The organism is Synechococcus sp. CCAP 1479/10, assembly GCF_019038515.1.
In the GTDB taxonomy this organism is placed as follows: domain Bacteria; phylum Cyanobacteriota; class Cyanobacteriia; order PCC-6307; family Cyanobiaceae; genus Cyanobium.
Genome location: NZ_JAFKRJ010000001.1, coordinates 20,711 through 43,835, shown reverse-complemented (window position 1 = coordinate 43,835; position 23,125 = coordinate 20,711). Strand labels below are relative to the sequence as shown.

Annotated in this window: 17 protein-coding genes; 8 read left to right on the top strand and 9 right to left on the bottom strand. The window is 68.8% G+C overall.

From position 1 onward, the window contains the following. Positions 1-6 precede the first annotated feature (6 nt). The 3 genes from rfbB to KUG39_RS00200 are packed head-to-tail and all read left to right on the top strand — an operon-like array spanning position 7 to position 3,918. Positions 7-1,170 (top strand): dTDP-glucose 4,6-dehydratase, encoded by a 1,164-nt coding sequence (rfbB, locus tag KUG39_RS00210; RefSeq protein ID WP_216911951.1) that lies wholly within the window; start codon positions 7-9, stop codon positions 1,168-1,170. Then, positions 1,167-2,666, top strand: a complete 1,500-nt coding sequence (gene cysS / locus KUG39_RS00205) for a cysteine--tRNA ligase (RefSeq protein WP_216911950.1) — start codon at positions 1,167-1,169, stop codon at positions 2,664-2,666. The genes rfbB and cysS overlap by 4 nt, the downstream gene beginning before the upstream one ends. Before the next feature lie 4 nt (positions 2,667-2,670). Next, positions 2,671-3,918 carry a glycosyltransferase family protein gene (locus tag KUG39_RS00200; protein WP_216911949.1) on the top strand — a complete coding sequence of 416 codons (1,248 nt, stop codon included), beginning with the start codon at positions 2,671-2,673 and terminating at the stop codon, positions 3,916-3,918. Positions 3,919-3,938: 20 nt separating this feature from the next. On the opposite strand, the gene KUG39_RS00195 is transcribed toward KUG39_RS00200, so the two are convergent. From KUG39_RS00195 to KUG39_RS00160, 8 genes are all read right to left on the bottom strand, one after another. Continuing rightward, a complete protein-coding gene (locus KUG39_RS00195; protein WP_216911948.1) occupies positions 3,939-4,808 on the bottom strand; it encodes a beta-1,6-N-acetylglucosaminyltransferase in 870 nt (289 codons plus the stop codon). Positions 4,809-4,849: 41 nt separating this feature from the next. After that, entirely contained in the window at positions 4,850-5,728 is an 879-nt protein-coding gene (locus KUG39_RS00190; RefSeq protein ID WP_216911947.1) for a polysaccharide pyruvyl transferase family protein, read from the bottom strand. A gap of 42 nt (positions 5,729-5,770) precedes the next feature. Beyond that, positions 5,771-6,466: a hypothetical protein gene (locus tag KUG39_RS00185; RefSeq protein WP_216911946.1), complete on the bottom strand. Its 696-nt coding sequence runs from the start codon at positions 6,464-6,466 to the stop codon at positions 5,771-5,773. Then, the gene (locus tag KUG39_RS00180; protein ID WP_216911945.1) at positions 6,463-7,761 is read right to left on the bottom strand and encodes a glycosyltransferase; all 1,299 of its coding nucleotides are present in this window, start codon (positions 7,759-7,761) and stop codon (positions 6,463-6,465) included. The genes KUG39_RS00185 and KUG39_RS00180 overlap by 4 nt, the downstream gene beginning before the upstream one ends. Continuing rightward, a complete protein-coding gene (locus KUG39_RS00175; RefSeq protein WP_216918172.1) occupies positions 7,758-9,512 on the bottom strand; it encodes a glycosyltransferase in 1,755 nt (584 codons plus the stop codon). The genes KUG39_RS00180 and KUG39_RS00175 overlap by 4 nt, the downstream gene beginning before the upstream one ends. Positions 9,513-9,927: 415 nt before the next feature. Next, positions 9,928-10,806, bottom strand: a complete 879-nt coding sequence (locus KUG39_RS00170; RefSeq protein ID WP_353617255.1) for a methyltransferase domain-containing protein — start codon at positions 10,804-10,806, stop codon at positions 9,928-9,930. Between the two features lie 359 nt (positions 10,807-11,165). Then, positions 11,166-11,495: a hypothetical protein gene (locus tag KUG39_RS00165; protein ID WP_143593990.1), complete on the bottom strand. Its 330-nt coding sequence runs from the start codon at positions 11,493-11,495 to the stop codon at positions 11,166-11,168. Beyond that, the gene (locus tag KUG39_RS00160) at positions 11,492-13,432 is read right to left on the bottom strand and encodes a hypothetical protein (protein ID WP_216911943.1); all 1,941 of its coding nucleotides are present in this window, start codon (positions 13,430-13,432) and stop codon (positions 11,492-11,494) included. Before KUG39_RS00160 ends, KUG39_RS00165 begins: the two co-directional genes overlap by 4 nt. A 55-nt stretch (positions 13,433-13,487) precedes the next feature. On the opposite strand from KUG39_RS00160, the gene KUG39_RS00155 reads away from it, so the two are divergent. From KUG39_RS00155 to KUG39_RS00135, 5 genes are read left to right on the top strand one after another with little or no spacing between them, the layout of a single operon-like run. Further along, positions 13,488-16,415, top strand: a complete 2,928-nt coding sequence (locus KUG39_RS00155; RefSeq protein ID WP_286192800.1) for a glycosyltransferase — start codon at positions 13,488-13,490, stop codon at positions 16,413-16,415. After that, complete coding sequence (locus tag KUG39_RS00150) at positions 16,415-17,245, top strand: peptidylprolyl isomerase (protein WP_216911942.1); 831 nt, start codon at positions 16,415-16,417, stop codon at positions 17,243-17,245. The genes KUG39_RS00155 and KUG39_RS00150 overlap by 1 nt, the downstream gene beginning before the upstream one ends. Then, the gene (locus tag KUG39_RS00145) at positions 17,242-20,199 is read left to right on the top strand and encodes an ABC transporter transmembrane domain-containing protein (protein WP_216911941.1); all 2,958 of its coding nucleotides are present in this window, start codon (positions 17,242-17,244) and stop codon (positions 20,197-20,199) included. Before KUG39_RS00150 ends, KUG39_RS00145 begins: the two co-directional genes overlap by 4 nt. Continuing rightward, positions 20,199-21,752 carry a beta-barrel domain-containing protein gene (locus KUG39_RS00140; protein WP_216911940.1) on the top strand — a complete coding sequence of 518 codons (1,554 nt, stop codon included), beginning with the start codon at positions 20,199-20,201 and terminating at the stop codon, positions 21,750-21,752. The genes KUG39_RS00145 and KUG39_RS00140 overlap by 1 nt, the downstream gene beginning before the upstream one ends. Continuing rightward, a complete protein-coding gene (locus tag KUG39_RS00135; RefSeq protein ID WP_094583944.1) occupies positions 21,749-22,024 on the top strand; it encodes a hypothetical protein in 276 nt (91 codons plus the stop codon). The genes KUG39_RS00140 and KUG39_RS00135 overlap by 4 nt, the downstream gene beginning before the upstream one ends. Before the next feature lie 39 nt (positions 22,025-22,063). Here KUG39_RS00135 and KUG39_RS00130 read toward each other — a convergent pair whose 3' ends face one another. Beyond that, complete coding sequence (locus tag KUG39_RS00130) at positions 22,064-23,080, bottom strand: hypothetical protein (RefSeq protein WP_216911939.1); 1,017 nt, start codon at positions 23,078-23,080, stop codon at positions 22,064-22,066. Positions 23,081-23,125 lie beyond the last annotated feature (45 nt).

Below are 23,125 nucleotides of genomic sequence, written 5' to 3'. Positions count from 1 at the left end.
ACAACGATGGATCCGTACCCCTCCCTCGACCTGCCGCTGCTGCTTGCCGGCCGCCGCCGCATCCTGGTGACCGGCGGCGCGGGCTTCATCGGCGGGGCGCTGGTGCGGCGGCTGCTGCGGGACAGCACCGCGACGGTGTTCAACCTCGACAAGATGGGCTACGCCAGCGACCTGCTGGGCATCTACAACGCCGTGGCGGAGCTGGGGCCGGCGGCGGAGCGGGCCGACGGGCCGCGGCACCGGCTGCTGCAGGTGGACCTGGCCGACGGGGAGGCCACCGCCGCCGCGGTGCGGCAGGCCGATCCGGACCTGGTGCTGCACCTGGCCGCCGAAAGCCACGTCGACCGCTCGATCGACGATCCGGGCGCCTTCCTGGTCAGCAACGTGATGGGGACCTACCACCTGCTGCAGGCGGTGCGGGCCCACTGGGAGGGGCTGCCGGCGGAGCGGCGGGAGCTGTTCCGCTTCCACCACATCAGCACCGATGAGGTGTTCGGCTCCCTGGGGGCCACGGGCCGGTTCTCCGAGACCACCCCCTACGACCCCCGCAGCCCCTACTCGGCCAGCAAGGCGGGCAGCGACCACCTGGTCCAGGCCTGGCACCACACCTTCGGACTGCCGGTGGTGCTGACCAACTGCAGCAACAACTACGGGCCCTGGCAGTTCCCCGAGAAGCTGATCCCGGTGGTGATCCTCAAGGCCGCCGCCGGTGAGCCGATCCCCCTCTACGGCGACGGGGCCAACGTGCGCGACTGGCTCTACGTGGAGGACCACGTCGAGGCCCTGCTGCTGGCCGCCACCAGCGGCGAGGTGGGCCGCAGCTACTGCGTCGGTGGCCATGGTGAGCGCACCAACAAGGAGGTGGTGCAGGCCATCTGCGCCCTGCTCGACGAGTTGCGGCCCGACGGTGCCCCCCACGCCGGCCTGATCACCCCGGTGGCCGACCGGCCCGGCCACGACCGGCGCTATGCCATCGACCCCGAGCGGATCAGCACCGAACTGGGCTGGCAGCCTCGCCACGACTTCCAGCAGGGCCTGCGGGCAACGGTGCAGTGGTACCTGGCGCACGACGACTGGTGCGCCAACGTGCGCAGCCGGGCCGGCTACGGCGGCGGCCGCCTGGGCCAGGCGGGTGCTGGCGCGGGAGCCGTGGCGGGAGCGGGCCATTGACCCTGCGGCTCACCAACACCCTCACCCGCACCTGCGAGCCGTTCGAGCCGCTGCAGCCGGGCAGGGTGTCGATCTACTGCTGCGGCGTCACGGTCTACGACCTCTGCCACCTGGGCCACGCCCGCAGCTACATCGTCTGGGATGTGCTGCGGCGTTATCTGCTGTGGAGCGGCTATGCCGTCACCTTCGTGCAGAACTTCACCGACATCGACGACAAGATCCTCAAGCGGGCCGAGGAGGAGGGCAGCTCCATGGAGGTGGTGAGCGAGCGCAACATCGCCGCCTTCCAGGCCGACATGGCCGCCCTGCACATCCTTCCCCCCGACCGGATGCCCCGGGCCACCCGCAGCCTGGACGCGATCCGTGAACTGATCGGCGAGCTGGAGGCCAAGGGGGCGGCCTACTCAGCCGATGGCGACGTGTACTTCGCCGTGATGCGGCAGGCCGGCTACGGCAAGCTCAGCGGCCGCACGCTGGAGGAGCAGCAGGAAGGGGCCAGCGGCCGCACCAGCGAGGCGGAGGAGGCCCGCAAGCGCCACCCGTTTGATTTCGCGCTCTGGAAGGGGGCCAAGCCGGGCGAACCCAGCTTCCCCTCCCCCTGGGGCGCAGGCCGGCCCGGCTGGCACATCGAATGCTCGGCGATGGTGCGCGAGGAGCTGGGCACCACGATCGACATCCATCTGGGTGGTGCCGACCTGATCTTTCCCCACCACGAGAACGAGATCGCCCAGTCGGAGGCGGCCAGCGGCCAGCCCCTGGCGCGCTGGTGGCTGCACAACGGCATGGTCAACGTGGGCGGCGAGAAGATGTCCAAGTCGCTGGGCAACTTCACCACCATCCGCGCCCTGCTGGAGAGCGGCGTCAGCCCGATGACCCTGCGGCTGTTCGTGCTGCAGGCCCACTACCGCAAGCCGCTCGACTTCACCGCCGAGGCCCTGGCGGCGGCCGCCACCGGCTGGAAGGGGCTGGACGCCGCCCTCGGCCTGGGTGAGCGCCACGGGTCGGCCCTGGGATGGGGGACCGCAGCGGCGGCCGGGAGCGCTGTGGCGAGTGCCGCCGAGATCGGCGAGGAGCTGGCCGGGGCTCGGGAGCGCTTCGCCGCCGCCATGGACGACGACCTCAACACCTCGGCGGCCCTGGCGGTGCTGTTCGAGCTGGCCCGGCCGTTGCGGGCCCTGGCCAACCGCCTGGAACGGGGGGGGAGCGACGCCGAAGCCGCCGGCGAGGCGGCGGAGCTGGAGCCCCGCTGGCGGCTGCTCCTGGAGCTGGCCGGGGTGCTGGGGCTGGAGGCGGAGGCGGCGAGCGCAGCGGCGGTCGGCACCCCTGCCGAGGCGGCGGAGGCGGCGACGGCGATCCAGCAGCGGATCGAAGAGCGCCGGGCCGCCAAGGCCGCCCGCGATTTCGCCACCGCCGACCGCATCCGCGCCGACCTGGCCACCGAGGGCATCGAGCTGATCGACCGACCCGGCGGCGTGACCGACTGGGTGCGGAGCTGAGCCGATGGCCAGCGTCTCGGTGGTGATCCAGTTCTTCGAGGACTTCGATTTCATCGAGCGGGTGGTGGAGCGACTCGCCTGGGTCGACGAGATCGTGGTGAACGACGGACCGTTCCAGTTCACCCGCGAGCTGCTCGAGCCGCTGGTGGGGCGGGATCTGGAGCAGTCCAGTCAGCGGGCCGCCGGGCTGTTCGCCGGGCTCGCCCGGCGGCTGGGGGTGCCGATCCACTACCACCACGGCGTGTTCGCCGGCGAGCGGGAGAAGCGGATCCACGGCTACGCACTGGCCGGCGGCGATGTGGTGCTGTCGGTGGATGCCGATGAGCTGCTGCTGCTGGATCGGGCGGCGGTGGAGCGCTTTTGGGCCAGCCCGGCGGTGGTGGCCAGCTTCGACTGCGTCAATTTCACCTACCTGAATCTGGTGTGCGGCAAGCCAGGCAGCCCGCTGGTGGCCCGCAAACCGTTCGCCTTCAAGCGCGGGGCGATCACGGCCGAGCGCCACCTCGATTACCTCTGGCTGGTGGGGGTTGAGCAGGCGGCGGTGGCCAGCGAGGACTTCCTGCCGGAGGCCCTCTGCGGCGGCGCCCACCTCACCACCGTGCGCAGCGCCTATGGGGCCAGCATCAAGTTCGGCTTCTACAACTGCCTCTACTTCCACCTGCACGGCGAGCGGGGCCTGGAGGGGAGCTTCCAGGCGGCGCGGCAGTTCTTCGCCCAGGGGGACTTCGACGCCCAGGCCCAGGCGGAGGTGTACGGGCGGGCGATGGCCGATGCGATCGGCTTCCCGGACCAGCAGTTCTTCCGCGCCGCCGACCCTGCCCGGGTGCCCGAGGCGATCCGCCACCTGGCGGAGGAGACCTGTGGGCCCTACAACCACGGACTGCCCCACCGGCGGCTGAGCGGCCGGCTGGTGCCGGGAGTTCCCCTCTATGCGCTGCTGGAGCCGGGAAGCCGCTGGCATGTGTCGCTCTCCATCGCCGGCGAGGCACGGCTGCGCGTGTTCCCACTGGTGCTGGACGGTCCACCGCTGGACCTGGGAAGCTCTGCCGTGGAGCAACGCTGGACGGCAGAGGCGCTGAAGCCCCACGCCCTGCAGATGGAGGCGCCGCGAGAGGGCCTGGCGGGCGAGCGGATCGGTGATCTGGTGGAGCTGGTGGTGTGGAGCGGAGCCGAGGTCGTAGCGGCCTGGGCACGGGCGTCACTGGCGCCCCAGTTCAGCCTGCAGGTGGTGGATGTTGATGGGGGCGGGTGAGCGCCAGCACCGGGCAGGCGTCAGTTCAGTAACTCTCGGTACTCATCTTCAGAACCGAACAGCACCTTTCGGGCGAACAATCGGTCCGTGAGGTCCTGTTGCCTGAGCTCCGCAACAGACTTGAAGACATAGGGCTTGGGATCTCTGGCGAAGTCATCGAACATCGGGTGGGGCAACACCTCGGCCGCGGGGAAGCTCAATCGGAACAAGGTCTGGACATAGGTTTCATCAGGCACGGCCGAGTATCGAAAAGAGTCGCGCAGCAGCACATTGGACGTATGCAGCGACAGGATCGTTTCGCATTCCTTCCTGGGGAGAACCCACCATTGCTTGCCGCAGTAAAGATCCTTTAGCGGGTGCTTGCCATAGGTCATGATGGCGCGCAGCCGATTCAGCTCCGCCAGTTCGGCCTCGCCAACGGATCGCTGCTCATTCAGGAACCATCGGGGGTTACTGAATTTCGAATCCATGAAGAAGAACTTGTCGTAGCGCTGGCGGAACAGATGGTCGTCAGGAACTCTCCAAGTGTTGATGCGGGGCAGCCCACTCTCCTTGATGCTCGATACCAGCCGTTCAGCATTGACGAGGGGGTAGGAGTCATCCGAGATCAGGGCAAAGAAACCGGCATCGGAGGTCTCCAGGGCGAGTTTCAGAAGATTGAAGGTGGCTTCGACCATGGAAAAGCCAGCCCAGTAAACATCGGTGCGGGATTCGCACAGGGTGATGTTGCCAGGCAGTTCTTCACCCAGCTGCTTCCGGTAGGCAGCCAGATCAGCCTTGGCATCGACATGGACGAACAAGGAGATCTCCGGAGAGACCGAAAGCGCTCTGGACGTCGCCGCCAGGGTACTCGGACAGCCATGGGCCAACACCAGGATCGCAACAGTCATGGACCAATGGGGGAGACTGAGAGGGCAACCAATCCCATCCGTTAAGCAGGCTGGTGGGCGGTCAGGTAGCCAGCGTAATCGGAGTGGAATGTGACCAGATCGGACGGCAGCAGGCCCCGCTCCAGGATCGGTCTCAGCACAGCATTCAACTTACCGTAGTTGTTTTCGATGGCATGCACAGGGCCCTTCGTGAGCAGGCGACCAATGACAACGTGCAGGCGATCGCTGACAACCGAATCAAACAGGGAAAGCGTCGAAAGGAACAGGGAGGCCTGCGTCAGGATCGAAGACTTCACACTTCCCACGGCATCAACAACCACAGACAGATCGACGTTATCTGGCGGCAGGGAGCCCGCCTGATGCTGGCTCTCAGAATCCATGCGCAGGGCCTTGAGGACGTAGGTGCCCTGCGGACAGGCAGACCTGGCCGCTGCCCTCAATGGAGCGATGCTGTTGAGTCCGAACTGGGTCATGTCCACAGCGGTGGCCATGTCAGCGGCAAAGTGGACAGGGATCCGTGTGTGAGAACTGGCGAAGTCGCAACTAGCCTGATCGCGACAAAAGATGATGCCGCTGGTCAGGGCACCGAGAAGATCGGGGTGCGATCGGATGGTGTGAGGGAGGATGACGACGGGCTTGCCGGCCGCGGCCGCCTTCTTGAGAAACTGGGCCGCACCGTCATAGTTTGGCACCAGATTGCCACCACCTCCGTAGATCAACACATCAAAGCTGGGGGAATCCAGTGGCCTGCCATTCAGCATCGACCACTGCACACCACTTTGATCCAGAGCACAGATGCAGCCTGCGGAGATCAGGATGTCTCCCAGATTGCCTCCATTCGGTTCGAAGGCATAGCGTGCATTGCCATAGGTCTCCACGATGGCCTGAATGACCTGGCTTGGAGCAAGAAGAGACGTCATGGAAGGAAGCTTGGGAGTGGCTCTGGGGTGGTTCTGGTCAGATCAGTCACCATGGCCGAACAGGATGGCCAGGGCCTCAAGCCTGGAGGGCGTGGCCTCCTTCAACATCAGCAGGCGATGCAACTCCCGGCGAACGGAATCGATGGGGGGCGAAAGCTGCCTGATCAAGGGTTGGGCTTCCTCGCTGAAGCTTCTCCAGCAGGAGGTTTCGATCGAAACGCCGGATTGCAGATAGAAGCTCTCAAGGCGTTGGAACGCCGCACTGGAGTGCTGAAAGAAGGCCGTGGCATGCGGAATGATCTGCGTGGGGGTCTGTCCCGCTGAGACAATGCATTCAGCCAACTCAATGGTGGCATCCAGCGCCGTACGGATCATGCCGATCCCTGCCTGCCAATCCGTGCCGGCAGGATTCGACTGGCCAGCCGTCTGATCTGGAACGAAACTGCCTTGCAGACTCTCCACCTGCCTGCTGATCCCATCAGGATCGGCAAGCAGGCAAATCGAGCTGGCACTCTCGACCAACCGCTTCCAATAGGGGGGGGGATAACGATAGCCAATCACGAAATGATGCTGACGGCTGCTTTTCATCCCTTCGATCCAGGCGCCCGGATCGGGTTCATCCAACTGCTGCGCCGGGGGATCCACACAGCCATGGCCGTTCTGCAAAGCCAGGCGCTGGATGAAGCTGAAAAACACCGAGTCAATGCCCATCGGCTGGGCCACCGTGAGGTGAATCATGCCGCCCCTCCAAGCGCAAGGGCCTTGGAGTAACTCTCCAGAGCCCTACGTGGGTTCAGGCGGCTGGCCGTCTGATGGGCGGCGTGGGCCATGGCCAGATACCTGTCATGCTCCATCTCCAGAAACAGCGCCATCTTGGCGGCCAGATCGGTGGAGTCCCTGGCCACGAAGTTGAAGCCATCGACACCGTGCTGCACGCGCTCCGCCAGACCACCGATGGAGGCGGTGATCACCGGCTTGTAGCAGGCAAAGGCTTCGGTCACCACCAGGCCGAACACTTCGGGCCACGTGGAAGGCACTACCACGACATCCACGCCGGCCATGCGGCGGATCAGCTCATCATGGGTGTAGCCGCCCAGTTCCACCACCTCGCCATGGTCCCAGGCATGGCTGTCGCTGATCAGCGCGTCCACCTTTCTCTGGTAGTCGCCGGAAGCGAAGTTCTTGTTGCCGCCATTGATGACGATCTGGAAAGGACGCAGGGGCTGGCTGCGGTTGAGCAGATCACCAGCCTTCAGCAGCACATGGATTCCCTTGTTGTCGACGAACTGGCCGAAGAACCCGAAACGGATCGGCTTCTGATCCGAGGCCTCCGGTGCTGGCGCCTCCGCCGGGTAACGCTCCAGGTCGATCGGATGGTTGATCACATGAACACGCTCTGCATCAATGCCCATCTCCTTCACCAGCACACCTCCGAGATGCCTGGCCGGGACGATGTAGGTGTCGGCCATCTGGAGCAGGTCAACGTTGTACTTGTGCCGGGCCATGAAGGTGTCGGCGCTGATGTGGGGGAAGCACATGGCACAGAGTTCCGGCTCGGCCTTGCTGCACAGGCCACCGTTCGTCTTCTTCACCATCTGGCCATCAGCCAGACAGGCAAACAGCATTTCATGCAGTCCCACGCTGATGTGCACCTCGGGAAGGGCAAAGCGAAGCAGCCCCAGCAGATCGATGCCGACGTGCATGTAGTGGGAAAGGAAAATGGAGCGGGGCTCGAGCTTTCGCAGGAAGAGGGTCAGGTCTTTGATCGCTCTGGAATCGACACAGTTATGCCAGAAATAGTCGTATTCACCGGTGAAGAAGTAGTATTCATCCTCCGCTCCCGGCACCTTACGCAGATAGGCTGAGGCCTTGGTATGCAGGTTCGTCTGGGGGGAGGTGGCACCAATGAAGCACACCCTGAGATGCGAGTATTTGCGCAGATTGAGGAACAGGTCATAAGCACATTGCTGTGCGCCGCCAGGCACCACCTTGGGGTGGAACAGGCTAAGAATCACCAGATCGTAGCGGCTCATAGCGAATACTCCACCGGCAGCTCCATTCCCTCAAGCACCCGCCGCCATTTCAGGGAAAACAGCAGCCGATTGATATGACTGGTGGTGCCGCTGAGGTGATACGGCGCCACCGATCCCGTACCTTCCGCGTGATAGAAGGTGATGTCATCCCAAACCCGCACGGGGATGCCCTCCTGGCGCGCCCGGAGACAGAGATCGAAATCCTCGAAATGGGCATACACGATCTCTTCGCTGAACCCTCCCAGGTGATGAAATAACGGCGCGCTGATCGCCATCAGGGATCCGGAGCAGGCGATCACTTCGGCCCGCGTCTGATTGCGGCCTACCGAGAATCCATTGAACAGCGGAATCGCTCCGGCCTTGGCAGTGGTGAGGCGCGTGGCCGTGAGACCCTCCTGCATCAGGGTGCCATCGGTGAAATATTGAAAGGCGCTGTGGATGGCATTCGGTTCGCCCAGCGCCCGGCCGACCAGCTGCTGGTAATCCCCCACGGAATCCGCGAACAGGTCGTTGTTGTGGAACAGCAGGCATTCACCGCTCGCATGCTGCGCCCCGAGATTGCATCCGGCCGAGAAGCCGAGGTTCGTAGCTCGGTTCAGGATGCCGATCCGCAGGTTGGGACGAATGTCGGCAAAGCGATCGAGGATGTGGAAGGTTTCCGAGAACAGCTCGGGTGAATTGTTGACGACGATCAACTCAAGGGGCAAGCAGGATTTTGCCAGCTGCAGGATGGCCGGCTTGGCGGCCAGGAAGGAGCCCAGCTGAACAAAGATCACCGAGGCCACAGGCGGCTGATCAAGGGGTGTGCGCGTCAGCCAGTGGACCTCCACATCGTCCCGTTCGGCGGCCACATGGCCGGCGAACAGCCCGGATGCTGCCACGGCCGTCTGGGGGGTGAACAGGCGCAGGGAGTCCGGCCAGCGGTTGCCGCTGTCGATCGACACCCGGAAGACACCGAGCGCCGCCTCGAAGAACCGCGGTGCGCTGGTTTCCTCCGCCACCTCCGCCAGGCAGAGTTCCACCGAGGTGGCGCGAGCCTTCCCGTCCCCTTCGGGTTCCACGATCAGCGGCAGCCGGCCCAGTTCCGACCAGCGCCGGAAGCCGGAGCAGTCGATCAGGGCGGCAAAGCCGTGGCGCTGATGCTCCGGCAGACCCAGGGCCTGGCACACATCGGGACGGTGATAGAAGGTGGCCGATCCCACGGCGTGGGCGCCGGGCATCAGCGGGTCGCTCAGCCGGAACAGGCTGCCGCTGCCGAAGGCCTCCCGGCACCAGCCGATCAGCAGCAGCAGGGAGCCACAGCGCAGACTGCGATCCAGGTGCACATCAACGGCGGCCCCGGTCTCGCAGACCTGGGCCGTGATCGCATCGAGGCGGCCAAGGGGAACATCACCCTCCGCGGTGGTGCGGTCGGCCTCGATCGAGGCCCAGGTGAAAGTGGGCTGGATCCCCCTGGCCTCACGGAAGCAGAGGTAGGCCTCGTCGGGCTGGCCCAGGGCCTTGTGGATCAGACCCAGCTCGAAGGGAATCCACGGGCTGGTCGCCTGCTCGCGGAACGGCCGCAGGATCGCCAGCGCCTCTTCGGTGCGTCCACTCTGGCGGTAGGCGTGGGCGCGGATGAACGCCAGCATCGGATCCGACGTGTCCTGGGCCGTACAACCCATCCAGCCATCGATCATTGCCATGGCCTCGCTGAACTGGTCTTCATCCACCAGCTGCTTGGCCTTGCGGAAGATAGCCTCCGAACTCAACTGCTCGAGGCCGGGCTCGGTGAAGACGCGGGTCGCCGGAGGACTGGCCGTTGACTCCGACTTCTTCGGGTTGCCCGACACGCTCAGGGGTACCGGAGCCGGCAGAGAAGCTGAACGATCGGAGAGCTGATCCTTGGTGCGGTGAGGACTCGAATAGGTACCCAGACGATCCCAATCCTTCAGGGAGCCTGGATTGCACAAAAGACTGATCTGAAGTGCTTTGCGATCGGGTGAGTCAACAGGCACAGTTCAGAACAAACCAACAGATGGCTGGCATGAATATGTAAATTTACATTAGTCGATCATGTCTGAGTCGTCACCTGTTTCTGGTGGTTCATCGGATGTTGGAAGGATGATCCAGGGCTTAATCTTGCATGGGAGAGGTGTTAACCATGGGATCGGATCCGCTGCGGGCCTACCGCTGTGCCTCGATCACCAGCACCCCGGGGAGATCGGATCCGAGCACCCCGTACTTCCAGCTGGCCATGTGGTGAATCCGCGCCTCGGCGAAGCCCGCGGCGCGCAACTGGTCGAGCACTTCCCAGCCAGGAATCCGGTACACGAGCGAGCCGCCCACCGGCCGGATCGGATCGCCATGGCGCTCGGGCTCCCCGATGAGTTCCGGCAGACCCGTTTCCGTGTTGTGCCGGGCCTTCACGATCGATTCCCGCTGACCGAAGGCCAGCGGGCAGGTGGCCACCAGCCGCCCACCCGGCCGCAACACCCGGGCGATCTCCCGGAAGGCGACCTCCAGCTGGGGCACGTGCTCGAACAGCTCGTTGCACAGCACCACGTCGAAGCGGGCCTCCGGGAACGTCAGGGCGCAGAGGTCCTGGTGCAGGAGATCGCTGCCGGCCAGTTCCGCGCCCTCCAGGTATTCGCTGCAGACGAGCGAGCCCGCCCCCAGCCGGCGCTGCAGCCACAGGGCCAGGCCGCTGAGCGCCTCCGCCAGGTACACCTCCTGGCGGGCCAGGGCGTCCAGGGATCCACAGGCCTGCTCCAGCACCCGAAGCACGGCCCGGTTGCGGCTCAGCAGGCCGTTGGCCACCAGGGATTCCCGATAGTTCGGCCCCTGGATCTGCAGCGCCTCCGGCGGGATGTGCTCGCCCGTGAGGGGTTCGAGCAGTCCCAGCGTCTGCGTCACGGCGACGCACTCGTCCAGCAGGCTTCCCTGCTGGAGCAGGTCGGCGAGCTCCGGCTGAAACGCTTCGAAGCTGGTGTAGCTGCGCTGCAGATCGTGCAGGGCGAGCACCTTCTCGCCGGGCATGAGCTGCGGGCGGATTCCTGCCTGCACCAAGGCTTTTTCGCCAGTATGGGCTGAAGGCTAGGGAGGGGTGGCCGGCGGCGCCATCATCCCGTTCTTGGCTTTGCTCGGCCTGTCCGTCCTCCCCGGCATCAACCGCTCTGTCGTCTGATGCCGGGCCTGACCATCTGCGGGGGCTGAGCAGCCGATCGGGGACGTCCGACGCTCCGCGCTGGAACGGCTCCGCAACGGCTGCAGACCCGCATCACAGGGGGTTGCTTGCCTCGCGTTGGCGCCAATGAAGTCTGTACAGGCTGTACACAACCCGGAACCATTCGCAGCCCGAACACCTCTGGTCCGAATCAACGGGAACTGGGTGTGGCTCTCCGTGCTCGACCCCGATCCGGCCGTCATCCCCAGCCGGCACGGCGCCGCAGCGCGTCCGCCGCCGCTGGGGCCCCGGCCAGCTCCAGGCCCTCCGCCAGGCTGAGCAGCGTCGCCTGACGCTGGCTCAGGGCCACAGCCTCCTTCGTCGCCCCCAAAGCCTCGGCGTGGGCAAAGGCCAGCCCCGCCTGCTGCTGCTGCTGCCGCTCCTGGGCTGAGGGCTCGATCCGCTGGCTGAGGGCCACCCCGTAGCGCAGCCACTCCGCCGGATCGTGACTCTCCAGCGGGTGGGCCGCGATCACCGCCTGCCAGTCGGTGGTCATGCCGGTTGGGTCGTTGCCGGTTGGCTCACTCATGGTCGGCAGTCCTCCAGCCACCCCACCAGGGGGGAGGTCACGGCCACCGCCAGCACTCCGAAGCGGCTGCCGATGGCCTGGGCCAGGGGCAGGCGATAGGCCCCACCGGTCGCCAGCAGCACCGTGAACGGACGCTCCCGGTGGAGGGCCTCCAAGTCCGCCAGCAGCGCTTCCAGGCTGTGCTCGAAACCGGCCGCCGGCCGGTGGGGGTGGCGGCTCTCCGGCACCTCCAGACAGCGCAGACCGAAAGCCCCGCCCGCAAACAGGCGGCCGGCCCGGTGGGCCTCCTGAAGCGCCTCGCAGCCGTGCCCCACCAGCACCACCTCGGCTCCGCCGAGGAGCTCCAGCAAGGCGGAACCCTGGGGGGGTTGGCGCAGCCGGCCCGGCCGGCCCTGCAGCTCCCAGGGCAGCCAGAGGCCCTGGGTCGCGGCATCTGCACTCCACACCTGGGCCTGCAGCAGGGCCTGCAACGCCGGCCGGGCCCAGTGGCGCAGGCTGTCGAGGGGCGCCTGGGTCGTCGCGTAGAAGCCGCCTTCCACCTCGAAGCGCCGCAGCACCTCTATCGCCCCCGGCAGGGCCGTCCCGGCATCGGTCGCACCAGTGGCCCAGAACGCGTCGTCGTGGTGGCGGCGCCGCAGCTCGGCCAGGGCCTCCTCCAGGGGTTCGGCGGGCCCGCCGGCGTGACGCAGCACCAGCAGCTCCAGCGGATCCAGCTCCACCACCAGGGCGCCGGGGCGCCACTCCACCGCCGGCAGCGGGGCGATCTGCGGCCCCAGCCGCTCCTGCCAGAGCGTCGCCGCCCGCCGCAGCACCCTCAGGGCGTCATCGCCCGGCGGCAGCCCACCCTCCCCCAGGCTCTCCACCAGGCTGGTGATCGGATTGTCGGCCGGCCGGCCGCTGGTCTGCCAGGGCTCCAGAAACGCCGCCAGGGCCCCGGTCGCCCCCTCCCCGTCGCCCGTGAGGAATGGCGCCAGGGAAAACACTTCCCGCGCCGGCGACAAATCGGCCGCCGTCGCCACCAGTCGCAGGGGCGGCAAGGCCGCAGCGGCGCCAACCCCGTCGTCGTCATCGTCGAGCCACTCCGCCTCCAGCACCTCGCCGGGGGCGCCGCCCGCCACGCCGCGGCCCTGGGGCAGCAGCTCCAGGCTGAAGCGCGCCCGCAGCAGCGCCGCCTCGAAGGCCGGTCGCCGTTCCGCCGCCACCGGCAGCCGGCCCACCCTTGCCACCAGCTGGGCCAGTTCGCTGGCGCTGATCCCGCCGGCGCCCGGCAGCCCCTCGATCACCCGGGCCATGGCGCTGCGGCAGCCCTCCACAACCCAGTCCGGAAGGGGATCCAGCAGCCGGCTCAGCCGCAGAAACAGATCCAGGCAGGGCCCGGCGGCGGCCCCATCGGTGCCGATCCGCTGCTGGAAGGCCAGGGCACCGTGCTGCACCAGCTGCTGCTCCAGCACAGGCAGCCAGTCGGGCACGGGCCAGGGGTGGGGCGCCGCCCGCTCCAGCACCTCCGCCATGCGCAGGCAGAGCGCCCCGTCGCCGGCCCGTTCGGGGGCCCCGAAGTCCGGCGTCTGGCCATCGCGGGGGATCACCTGCCCATGGACCTGCACCGTCAGCTGGCCCAGCAGATCCCCGTAGCGCTCCCACAGCACCGCCGCCACCTCCGGCCGCGCCGGCGCCAGCTCGATCACGTGCGCCAGCAGGAGGTCGTGGGCGGTCAGGGCCGCCTCCGGCTCCTGTCGCTCAAGCGCCTCCCGCAGGGCCACCGCCGCCAGCTCGGTCAGTTCCCCCAGAAGGGGATCCTCCGGCGCCCGACCCGCCGTCTCGGCCCGCAGCGCCGCGATCAGGCGGTGGTGCGCGGCAGGGGGCAGATCCAGCTGCCGCAGCACCCGCAGCGGCACCCAGACGCCAGGCTCGCCGCCACCGCCGCCGGCGCTGTCCATGGCGACACGAGACAAAGCGGTAGGGCGGCAATAACGTTCCGCCAACGATTCCAGCATGGCTGCGATGCTCGCCGAGCCGCCCGGCACCCTGGAAGATTCCACCGCCTCCCTGGCGGAGCTGCGGCGCCCTGGGCTGGTGGGCCGGCTCGAGGGCTGGAGCCCCGAGGGCGGCCTCAGCGGCTGGGCCTGCCCCTGGCCCCTGCAGGGCCAGGCGGCCCCCCTGCGTCTGCATCTGGTGCTCGAGGATCTGCTCGATCCCGGCCAGCGACGGGTCATCGCCGAGCTGATGGCCATCCAGGCGCGGCCCGACCTGCTCGCCCTGGGCATCGAGCAGCCCTGTGGCTTCCGCTTCTGGTGGGGCCCCACCCACCCCCTGCCCCCCTTCTCCCAGGGACTGGTGCTGCGGGTGCTCGCCGACGGGACAGGGACCGAACTGCCCGGCAGTCCCCTGCGGCTGGATGCCGCCACCCACGGGCGGATCGAGCACCAGCGCCGCCACGGTCCCATCCGCGAAGGCGCCCTCACCCAGCTGCAGATGCCGCTCCTGCACGGCTGGGGCCGCGGTCCCGAGCCCCTGCAGCTGCGCCTCGACGGTGGCACCTGCCTGCCCATCACGCCCCCCGAGCCGCTGCCGGAGGCTCCCTGGCCGTTCCAGCTGCTGCTCCCCGCCGCCCTCGCCGACGGCGCCGTGCACCATCTCCAGCTGGAGACTGCCGCCGGCCTGGTGCTGGACCAGCGCTACGAGCTGCTCCCCTTCCACCTCACCCCCTGGGCGGCCCTGCAGCGGCATGCCCGGCCCCCCTTCCCTGACGAGCTCTCCCCCCTCGCCCGCGAGCGCTACCGCAGCCTGCGCACCTGGCTCGCCTGGGCCGACAGGGACGGCACGCCCCTGCCCCCCGACCTGCCCCTGCTGCAGCGCCTGCTCGAGCTCCCCCTGCCCCGCACGGAAGGGGCGCCGGTAGCCGTCGGCCCCAGCGAACCGGGACCCGACGGCAGCGCCACGGTGCGCCAACCCCTGCGGCTGCCGATCGCGGCGGATCCGCGCGTGTCGATCGTGATCCCGGTGCATAACCAGTACGGCGTCACCCGCCGCTGCCTGGCGGCGATCGCCTATGCCCCCACCCGCATCCCGTTCGAGATCGTGGTGGTCGACGACGGCTCCAGCGACGGCACCGCCGAGGCCCTGACCGCCGACGCCCCCGGGGTGCGCCTGATCCGCCACGACTTCGCCCGCGGCTTCAACCAGGCCTGCTGCAGCGGCGCCGCCGCCGCCCGCGCCCCTTTCCTGGTGCTGCTCAACAACGACACCGAACCCTGCGCCGGCTGGCTGGAGGAACTGCTCGATCCCTTCGAGCGCTGGGCCGACACCGGCATGGTTGGGGCCCAGCTGACCTACCCCGACGGCACCCTGCAGGAGGCCGGCGGCATCGTCTGGGGCAACGGCGAACCCTGGAACTACGGCCGCGGGGGCAACCCCCACGACCCCCGCGTCGCCTACGCCCGCCAGGTGGACTACGTCAGCGCCGCCGCCCTCGCCATCCCCCTCCAGCTCTGGAAGCGGATCGGTGGCTTCAGCCCGGAGTTCTCCCCCGCCTACTACGAGGACACCGACCTGGCCTTCAAGGTGCGCCAGGCGGGCCACACCGTGCGCTACAGCCCCCTGGCCCGGGTGATCCACCACGAGGGCCTCAGCTGCGGCACCGACACCCAGGCCACCAGCGGGCTGAAGCGCTTCCAGGCGGTCCACGGCCCCGTCTTCCAGCAGAAGTGGGCCGCCGCCTTCGAGGGCAGCCGCGAGCCCGGCCACGCCGCCGCCGAAACCATCAAGGACCGCGGCATCCTCGGCCGCGCCCTCTGCCTCGATCAGGAAACCCCCCGGCCCGATCGCGATGCCGGCAGCCATGCGGCCCTGGTCGAGATGGGGCTGCTCCAGGAGCTGGGCTGGAAGGTGACGCTCCTGCCCCTCAACCTGGCCTGGCTGGCCAGCTACAGCGAGGAGCTCCAGCGCCGCGGCATCGAGCTGATCCATGCCCCGTTCGTGCTCTCGCTCGAGGCGTTCCTGCGGGAGCGGGGCCGGGAGTTCGAGCTCATCTATCTCACCCGCCACACCGTGGCGGCCCAGGCCCTGCCGCTCATCCATCGCTATGCCCCCCAGGCCCGGCTGATCTTCTGCAACGCCGACCTGCACCACCTGCGCCAGCTGCGCGCCGCCCGCGCCGAGGGACTCGAGGGCGACGCCGCCCGCCGCGCCCTGGAAGCGGTGGAGGAGGTGAAGCGCCAGGAGCTGGCGGTGATGCGGGAGGTGCACCTGACCTTCAGCTATTCGGAGGTGGAACGGGCGGTGATCGAGGCCGAAACCCTCGGCGAGGCCGCCACCGCCCCCTGTCCCTGGGTGGTGCAGGGCCCGGAGGCCCCCGCCCCCCTCGAGGGCCGCAGCGGCCTCGCCTTCCTGGGCAGCTACGGCCACCCCCCCAACCGGGACGCGGTCGAGGCCTTCCTGGTGCAGGTGTGGCCCCTGCTGCTCCAGCAGCGGCCCGAGCTGCGCCTGCATCTGTACGGCAGCGGCCTCGACGACACCACCGCCGCCCGCTGGGGCGCCGAATCCGGGGTGATCGTCGAGGGCTGGGTCGCCGATCCCGCCACCGTGTACGCCCGCCATCGCCTGTTCGTGGCCCCGCTGCGCTCCGGCGCCGGCCTCAAGGGCAAGGTGGTGGCCGCCGCCGCCCACGGCATTCCCCAGGTGCTCAGCCCCCTGGCCGCCGAGGCCACCGGCCTGCGCCACGGCCAGGAGGTGCTGATCGCCCGCAGTCCCGCGGACTGGCGGGAGGCCGTGCTGCACCTCATCGCCGACGACGACGCCTGGCGCGCCATGGGTGCCGCCGCCTTCACCTATGCCCGCACCACCTGGAGCCAGGAGCGCGGCCGGGCCCTGATGGCCGACGCCCTGGCCCGCCTCGATCTGCCCCACCGGAGCCCCGCGTGATGAGCACCGCCCGCGACACCCTGCCCGAACCCCTGTCCGGCCTGCGGGAGCCGGCCGTGGTGGAGCTGCCCCCCGGCCGCCCCTGGCTGGCCCTCTCCGAACTCAACCGCCTGATCCGCCAGCAGAGCCAGGCCCGACCCCTGGCCCGCGCCTGGGTGCTCGACCAGCTCGTGCACGCCATTCCCCTGCCTATCGAGGAGGAGAAGGCCCTGATGGCGGCGTTCCTGGAGCGCCGGGGCATCACCGACGACGACCAGGTGCCCGGCTGGCTGCAGGAGCGCGGCCTGGTCTTCGACGACCTTCGCATCCTCGCCACCCAGAAGCAGCGCCTGCAGCGCCTGGTGCGCAGCCGCTGGAACGAGGAGGTGGAGGTGCGCTTCCTGCAGCGCAAGCCCGAGCTCGACCAGGTGGTCTATTCCCTGCTGCGGGTCGAGGGCGAGGACCTCGCCGCCGAGCTCCATCACCAGATCGCCGAAGGGGAAGCCGACTTCGCCGATCTCGCCCCGCTCCACTCCAGCGGCCCCGAGCGCCACTGCCGCGGCCAGATCGGCCCCCTGCCCCTGGCCACCGGCCACCAGAGCCTGGTGAGCCGCCTGCGCCGCGGCCGCCCCGGCCAGCTGTTCGAACCTTTTCAAGCGGGCGAGAGCTGGGTGGTGCTGAGGCTCGAACAGTTCCTGCCCGCCGAGTTGAACGAAGCCACCAGGGAACGCATGATGGGCGAACTCTTCGAGGAATGGCTCGAGCAGCGGGTGCGGCTCCTCCTCGAAGGCCAGCCGCTGCCGCCCCTCGACGCGATGCTCGCCCTGCTGCAGGAGGACGGCACCCCATGACCTCCTCCCCCGGGGCCATCAGCGGCCTGCTGAACGACTTCAGCCCCTTCGACCGCCTGCCGCCCGCCCGCCGCGACGCGATCGATCCGCTGCTGGAGCCCCTCCGCTTCCGCATCGGCCAGACCGTGCTGCGCCCGGACGTGCTGCCCGAAGGCCTGCTGCTGCTCTGCAGCGGCCAGCTGCGCAGCCTCGGCCCCAGCCCCAACGGCCGTGGGCTGCGCACGATCGAACGCCTGGGTCCCGGTTCCCTGGCGGGCTGGGCCGGCCTGCTGCGCGGCGATCCCTGCGAACATCTGCGCGCCACCACCGACGTGGAGGCCCTGCAGCTCCCCGCCGCCGCCTTCCGCGACCTGCTTGGGGGCCATCCTGACTTCGCCGCCTGGTTCGCCAACCGGCCCAGCGCCGCCGAGCTCCACACCCTGCTGCTGGCCCTGGCGAAACGGGATCCCCTCGGTGAAGCTCTCCTCGACGACTGGCCCCTGCCCGCCGACCAGGTGCGCGTCCGCAGCCTGCGGCCCGGCGGCCCCACGGAGCTGGGCCTGCCCCCCGGTTTCCGCTGGTACGCCAGCAGTGGCCTGCCCCTGGCCGAGCCCTGGTCCGACCGACCCCTGGCGGCCCCCGGCCCCGAGGCCCCCTGGCTGCGGCTGGTGGGCCTGGCGATCCCCCACGAGGCGGAAACCCCGATCACCCTGGGCGCCGACCCCCTCCCCCCGACCCTGCTCCCCAGCGTGGAGGGGGCCGGCGCCAGCTACGCCCCGCCAGTGGAGCCCCCACCCCGTCGGGCCGCGGACCGCAGCGGTCAGCTGGTGCTGGGCCGGGCCAGCGGCCCCCGCGCCGTGCCCATCGCCCTCTGCCAGGCCCTGGCCGATTACTTCGGGGTGCCCCTGAACCGCGATGCCCTGGCCGATCAGGTGGACGCCATCCTGCAGCGCCAGGACCGGCTCAACCTGGTCAACATCGGCCAGATCATGGACACCCTCGGCCTGCGGGTGGTGCTCTCCCGGGTGCCCGCCAGCCGCCTGGGGCGGGTGCCCGCCCCGGCCCTCCTGTACCAGAACGGCCATTTCGGCCTGCTCGACGGCGTCGAAGCCGATGGCCGCGCCCGCCTGCTGGAAGCCGAACTCGGCGCCCTGCTGGTGCCGGCCGAGGAGCTGGTCACCCACGAGGGGGGCCTGGTGGAGCTGCTGCTGTTCGACCGCAAGCCCGATGCCAAGCAGCGCCGCTTCGACTGGAGCTGGTATGCCCCCTTCCTGCGCCAGCACCGCCGCGAGCTGATCGAGGTGCTGGTGGCCTCGGTGGTGATCAACGCCCTGCGGCTCGTCTTCCCCCTCGGCCTGATGGTGCTGATCCAGAGCGTGGTCGCCAGCCGCAACATCGGCGCCCTGGTGAGCATCGCCAGCGTGATGCTGCTGGCCGCCCTGGTGGAGAGCATCTTCAAGACCCTGCGCAGCTTCCTGTTCACCGACCTGGCCAACCGGATCGACCTGGACGCCAAGGCGACGATCCTCGACCACCTCGTACGCCTGCCCCAGGGCTTCTTCGATGCCCGACCCGTCGGCCGGATCACCTTCTACTTCTCCCAGCTCGACCGCCTGCGCGATTTCCTGCTCGGCCAGACCCTGCCCACCCTGGTGGATTTCGCCTTCAGCCTCATCTACATCGCGATCCTGTTCGCGATCAGTCCCCTGCTCACCCTGGTGACCCTGGCCACCCTGCCCCTGATCGCCGCCGTGGGCCTGGTCAGCAATCCCCTGGTGCGCAGCCAGATCAACCGCACCATGGCCCAGGCCGTGCGCGCCTCCAGCTTCCTCACCGAAGCCATCACCGGGATCCAGACGATCAAATCCCAGAACGCCGAACTCAAGACCCGCTGGGAATTCCAGAACCGCTACGCCGCCTACATCGGTGAGGATTTCAAGCTCAAGGTGACCCGCGAATCGATCGCCAACCTCTCCAATTTCCTCAGCAACCTGGGGCAGCTGGTGGTGATCGCCGTGGCGATCTGGCTGATCATCAAGGGCGACCTCAGCCTCGCCGCCCTGTTCGGCTTCAACATCCTCTCCGGCTACATCCGCCAGCCCCTGGTGCAGCTGGTGGGCACCTGGCAGGACTTCCAGTTCAACACCCAGGCCCTGCGGATGGTGGCCGATGTGGTCGACCGCGACACCGAGCAGACCCGCGAGCAGGCCAGCAACATCCCCCTGCCCCCTCTCCAGGGCCGGGTCCAGTTCGTGGATGTGGGCTTCCGCTTCAGCGACCAGGGCCCGATGGTGCTCGACGGGGTGGATCTGGAGGTCCCCGCCGGCTCCTTCGTCGGCCTGGTGGGCGGCTCCGGCAGCGGCAAATCCACCCTGCTCAAACTGCTCTCCCGCTTCTACGCGCCGGAACGGGGCAGCGTCCTGATCGATGGCCTGGACATCGGCAAGGTGGAGCTCTACTCCCTGCGCCGGCAGATCGGTGTGGTGCCCCAGGATTCGCTCCTGTTCGACGGCACCATCCGCGAGAACCTGCTGATGGTGAAGCCCGATGCCACCGCCGCCGAGATGATGCGCGCCGCCCGCATCGCCTGCGCCCACGACTTCATCATGCAGATGCCCCAGGGCTACAACTCCAGCGTCGGCGAACGGGGCGCCGGCCTCTCCGGCGGCCAGCGCCAGCGCCTCGCCCTGGCCCGGGCCGTGCTCCAGAACCCCCGCCTGCTGATCCTCGACGAAGCCACCAGCGCCCTCGATGCCACCACCGAGCGGCAGGTGTGCATCAACCTGTTCGAGGCCTTCCGGGGTCGCACGGTCTTCTTCATCACCCACCGCCTCTCCACCGTCCAGCCCGCCGACCTGATCGTGCTGATGGACCGCGGCGCCGTGATGGAGCAGGGCAGCCACCGCCAGCTGATGCAGCTGCGCGGCTGGTACTACGCCCTCTACCGCAGCCAGAACCAGGAGGGACTCAGCTGATGGCCACCCCACCCCGCTCCGCCGATCCCGCCTCCCGGCTCGTGGCCCTGATGGAGGACTGCGTCGGCTGGCTGCGCTCCCCCCGGGCCAGTCGCCGCCCGGTCATGCCGGTGCGGGTCGATCTGGTGGGCCGGAACGCCCCGCCCAGCGCGGCTTCCCCCGGGGTGGCCCCACCAGCCGCGACCACCCCAGCCACCCCCGGGGCCCCGGCCGAGGGGAGCCCCGTGGCCGCCCCGGAGGCGGACCACCCCTTCGGCGCCGGCCTGGCGGCCGCCGACGGCGACGCCCCGCGTGAATGGTCGTTCCGCGAGACGGTGGTGCTGCGCAAGAGCCGCCGCAGCTCCAGCCTGCTGGTCTGGGCCGGGGTGGGGGGCGTGGTGGCCCTCGGCCTCTGGAGCGTCGCCGCGCCGATCGCCGAAACCGTGGCGGTCCCGGGCAAGCTCGAACCCTCCACCAGCGTCAAGGACGTGGATTCGCCCGTCCCCGGCGTGGTGGAGGCGGTGCTGGTGAAGGAGGGCCAGTCGGTGAAGAAGGGCCAGCCCCTGATCCGCTTCGACCTGCGCGAGCCCCGCAGCAAGCTGGCGGCCGCCGAGAGCATCCGCGAGCGGTTGCTCAACGAGAACCTCGTCGCCCGCGCCACCCTCGGCGAGGACACCGCCACCGCCGGCCTCACCGCCAACCAGCGCAGCCAGCTGAAGGATCGCGCCCGCGAACTCAACAGCCGCCTCGAGGCCGCCCGCGAGGAGCTGGCCAAGAGCAGCACCCGCCTGGCCGGCTACCGCGATTCCCTGCGCATCTACAGCGACATCGAGCGCCGCTACCAGTCCCTGGTACGCGACGGCGCCGTCAGCGAGGTGCAGCTGCTCGAGGCCCGCAACCGGATGCAGGACCTCCAGACCAGCGTGGCCGAGGAGGAGCGTGAGATCGCCCGGCTCCGCTCCCAGCTGGTCAACACCGGCTCCGGCACCGACGTGGAGCTGCGCACCACGATCGAGACCAACCTGCGCCAGATCAGCGATCTCGACGCCCAGATCCGCCAGGCCCGCCTGCAGATCCAGTACGGCGTGCTGACGGCTCCCACCGATGGCCTGGTGTTCGACATCGAGGCCAGTGCCGGCAGCGTGGTCGGCGCCACCGAGACGACGCCCCTGCTGAAGGTGGTTCCCCAGGACTCCCTGCGGGCCAAGGTCTACCTGCCCAACAAGGCCATCGGCTTCGTCCAGGTGGGCCAGAGCGCCGACCTCTCGATCGAGACCTTCCCTGCCAACAGCTTCGGCTACGTGCCGGCCACGGTGCAACGCATCGGCTCCGATGCCCTCACTCCCGAGGAGCAGACCCAGGTGCTCGGCACCCAGGCGGAGGGTCTCCACTTCCCGGTCATCCTCCAGCTCCGGCGCCAGACCATCCCCCTGCCCGACAAGGGCAGCGTGCCGCTCCAGGCCGGCATGGCCCTCACCGCCGACATCAAGCTGCGGGAACGGCGCGTGATCAGCCTGCTCACCGGCCTGTTCGAGGATCAGCGCCGCAACCTCCAGCGCCTGCGATCCAATTGAGCACCAGGCCCCAGGGCGACTGGTGGCGCTTCGTGCCACCCGAGCAACGCCGGCGCCGGCGCTTCAAGGCCTGGCGGCTGCGCTGGAAGGAGCGGCTGCGGCAGCGCTGGCTGGCCATCACCATCGCCTTCCTGGCCTACGGGCTGGTGCTGCTCTGGCTGCTGCTGCACCTGCCACCCGTGGTGACCCTGCTCGCCCTGGCCCCGATGCTGCTGGTGCCGCTGCTCGGCTACCTCACCTACTGGCTGCTGTGGAAGGAGTTCCACGAATGAGGCCGGCCCATGGCCATGGGGCCAGCGGGCCGGGGTCCCTCAGCCCTTCACGTAGAGGCTGGGCAGGGCCCCCAGCAGCCACTGGGGCATGAACTGCTCGCCGCCGGCGAAGCCGATCTTGCCGGGGGGGTAGAAGGGCAGCACCGCCAGCACCACCTGGGTGGCCTTGGGGCGGGTCATGTTGCGCACGTAGTGGGCCAGCTGGGAGCGCAGCTGCCGGTCCTCCTCCGCCAGGGGGGTGGCGGCATAGCCGCTGCGCAGGAACTTGCGGTAGAGGTCGCCGAAGGTGCTCTCGAACAGGGGCTGCAGCCGCTCCTCGGGCGTGTCCAGCCAGATCTGGCCCAGCTGGCGCCGGAAGCTGCCCAGTTCCTGGCGGATGGCGCCATCGTCGGGGTCGATCTCGAACAGGTTCACCAGCCCGTTGAGGCGGGTGAGGAACTCCTCGCTGCCGGTGAGCTGGAGGGCCTGGGCGCCGGTGAACGACGACAACTGGGGCAGCGGCGGCACTGTCTCGGGCTCCACACCCGCCGCCCGCACCGCCCCCGCCGGTGCCAGGGCCTTGCGCTCCAGGGGGCTGGGCTGGCGCAAACGGGGCAGAAGTTCCGGCTCGAACAGGCTGGCGTAATCCTCAAGAAGCCAGCTGGGCAGATTCTGTTCGCAGTTGCGCACTTTCATCTTGCCGCGGCGGAAATAGGGCATCACCGCCAGCACGATGTTGGCCATTTCCGGGCGATCGAAGCCGCCTGACAGGCGCTCGGAGAGATGGTCCCTCCAGGCCTCCTCATCGCGCAGCAGCGGTTGGCTGGCCAGCTCACTGCCGATCATCCGGCGGTAGCTGTCACCGACCGCGGAGCCATAGAGAAGCTCCAGGGCATCGATCGGGGCACTCAGCCAGAACTTCGACAGGCACTGGCGGGCCAGCCGGGCCTCCGCCAGCCGTGAGGGGGTGGCTTCATGGGCGTAATCCATGAAGATCGTGCCCAGCCGCGCCGCCGACCAGGGAGTGATCTGGGGCCGGCGATCCATCTCCATCGGGACGGTGCCAGGATCACTCACCAGAGTATCCAGAAGACCACCATCTTTTTCAGGCTTTCTTTCACC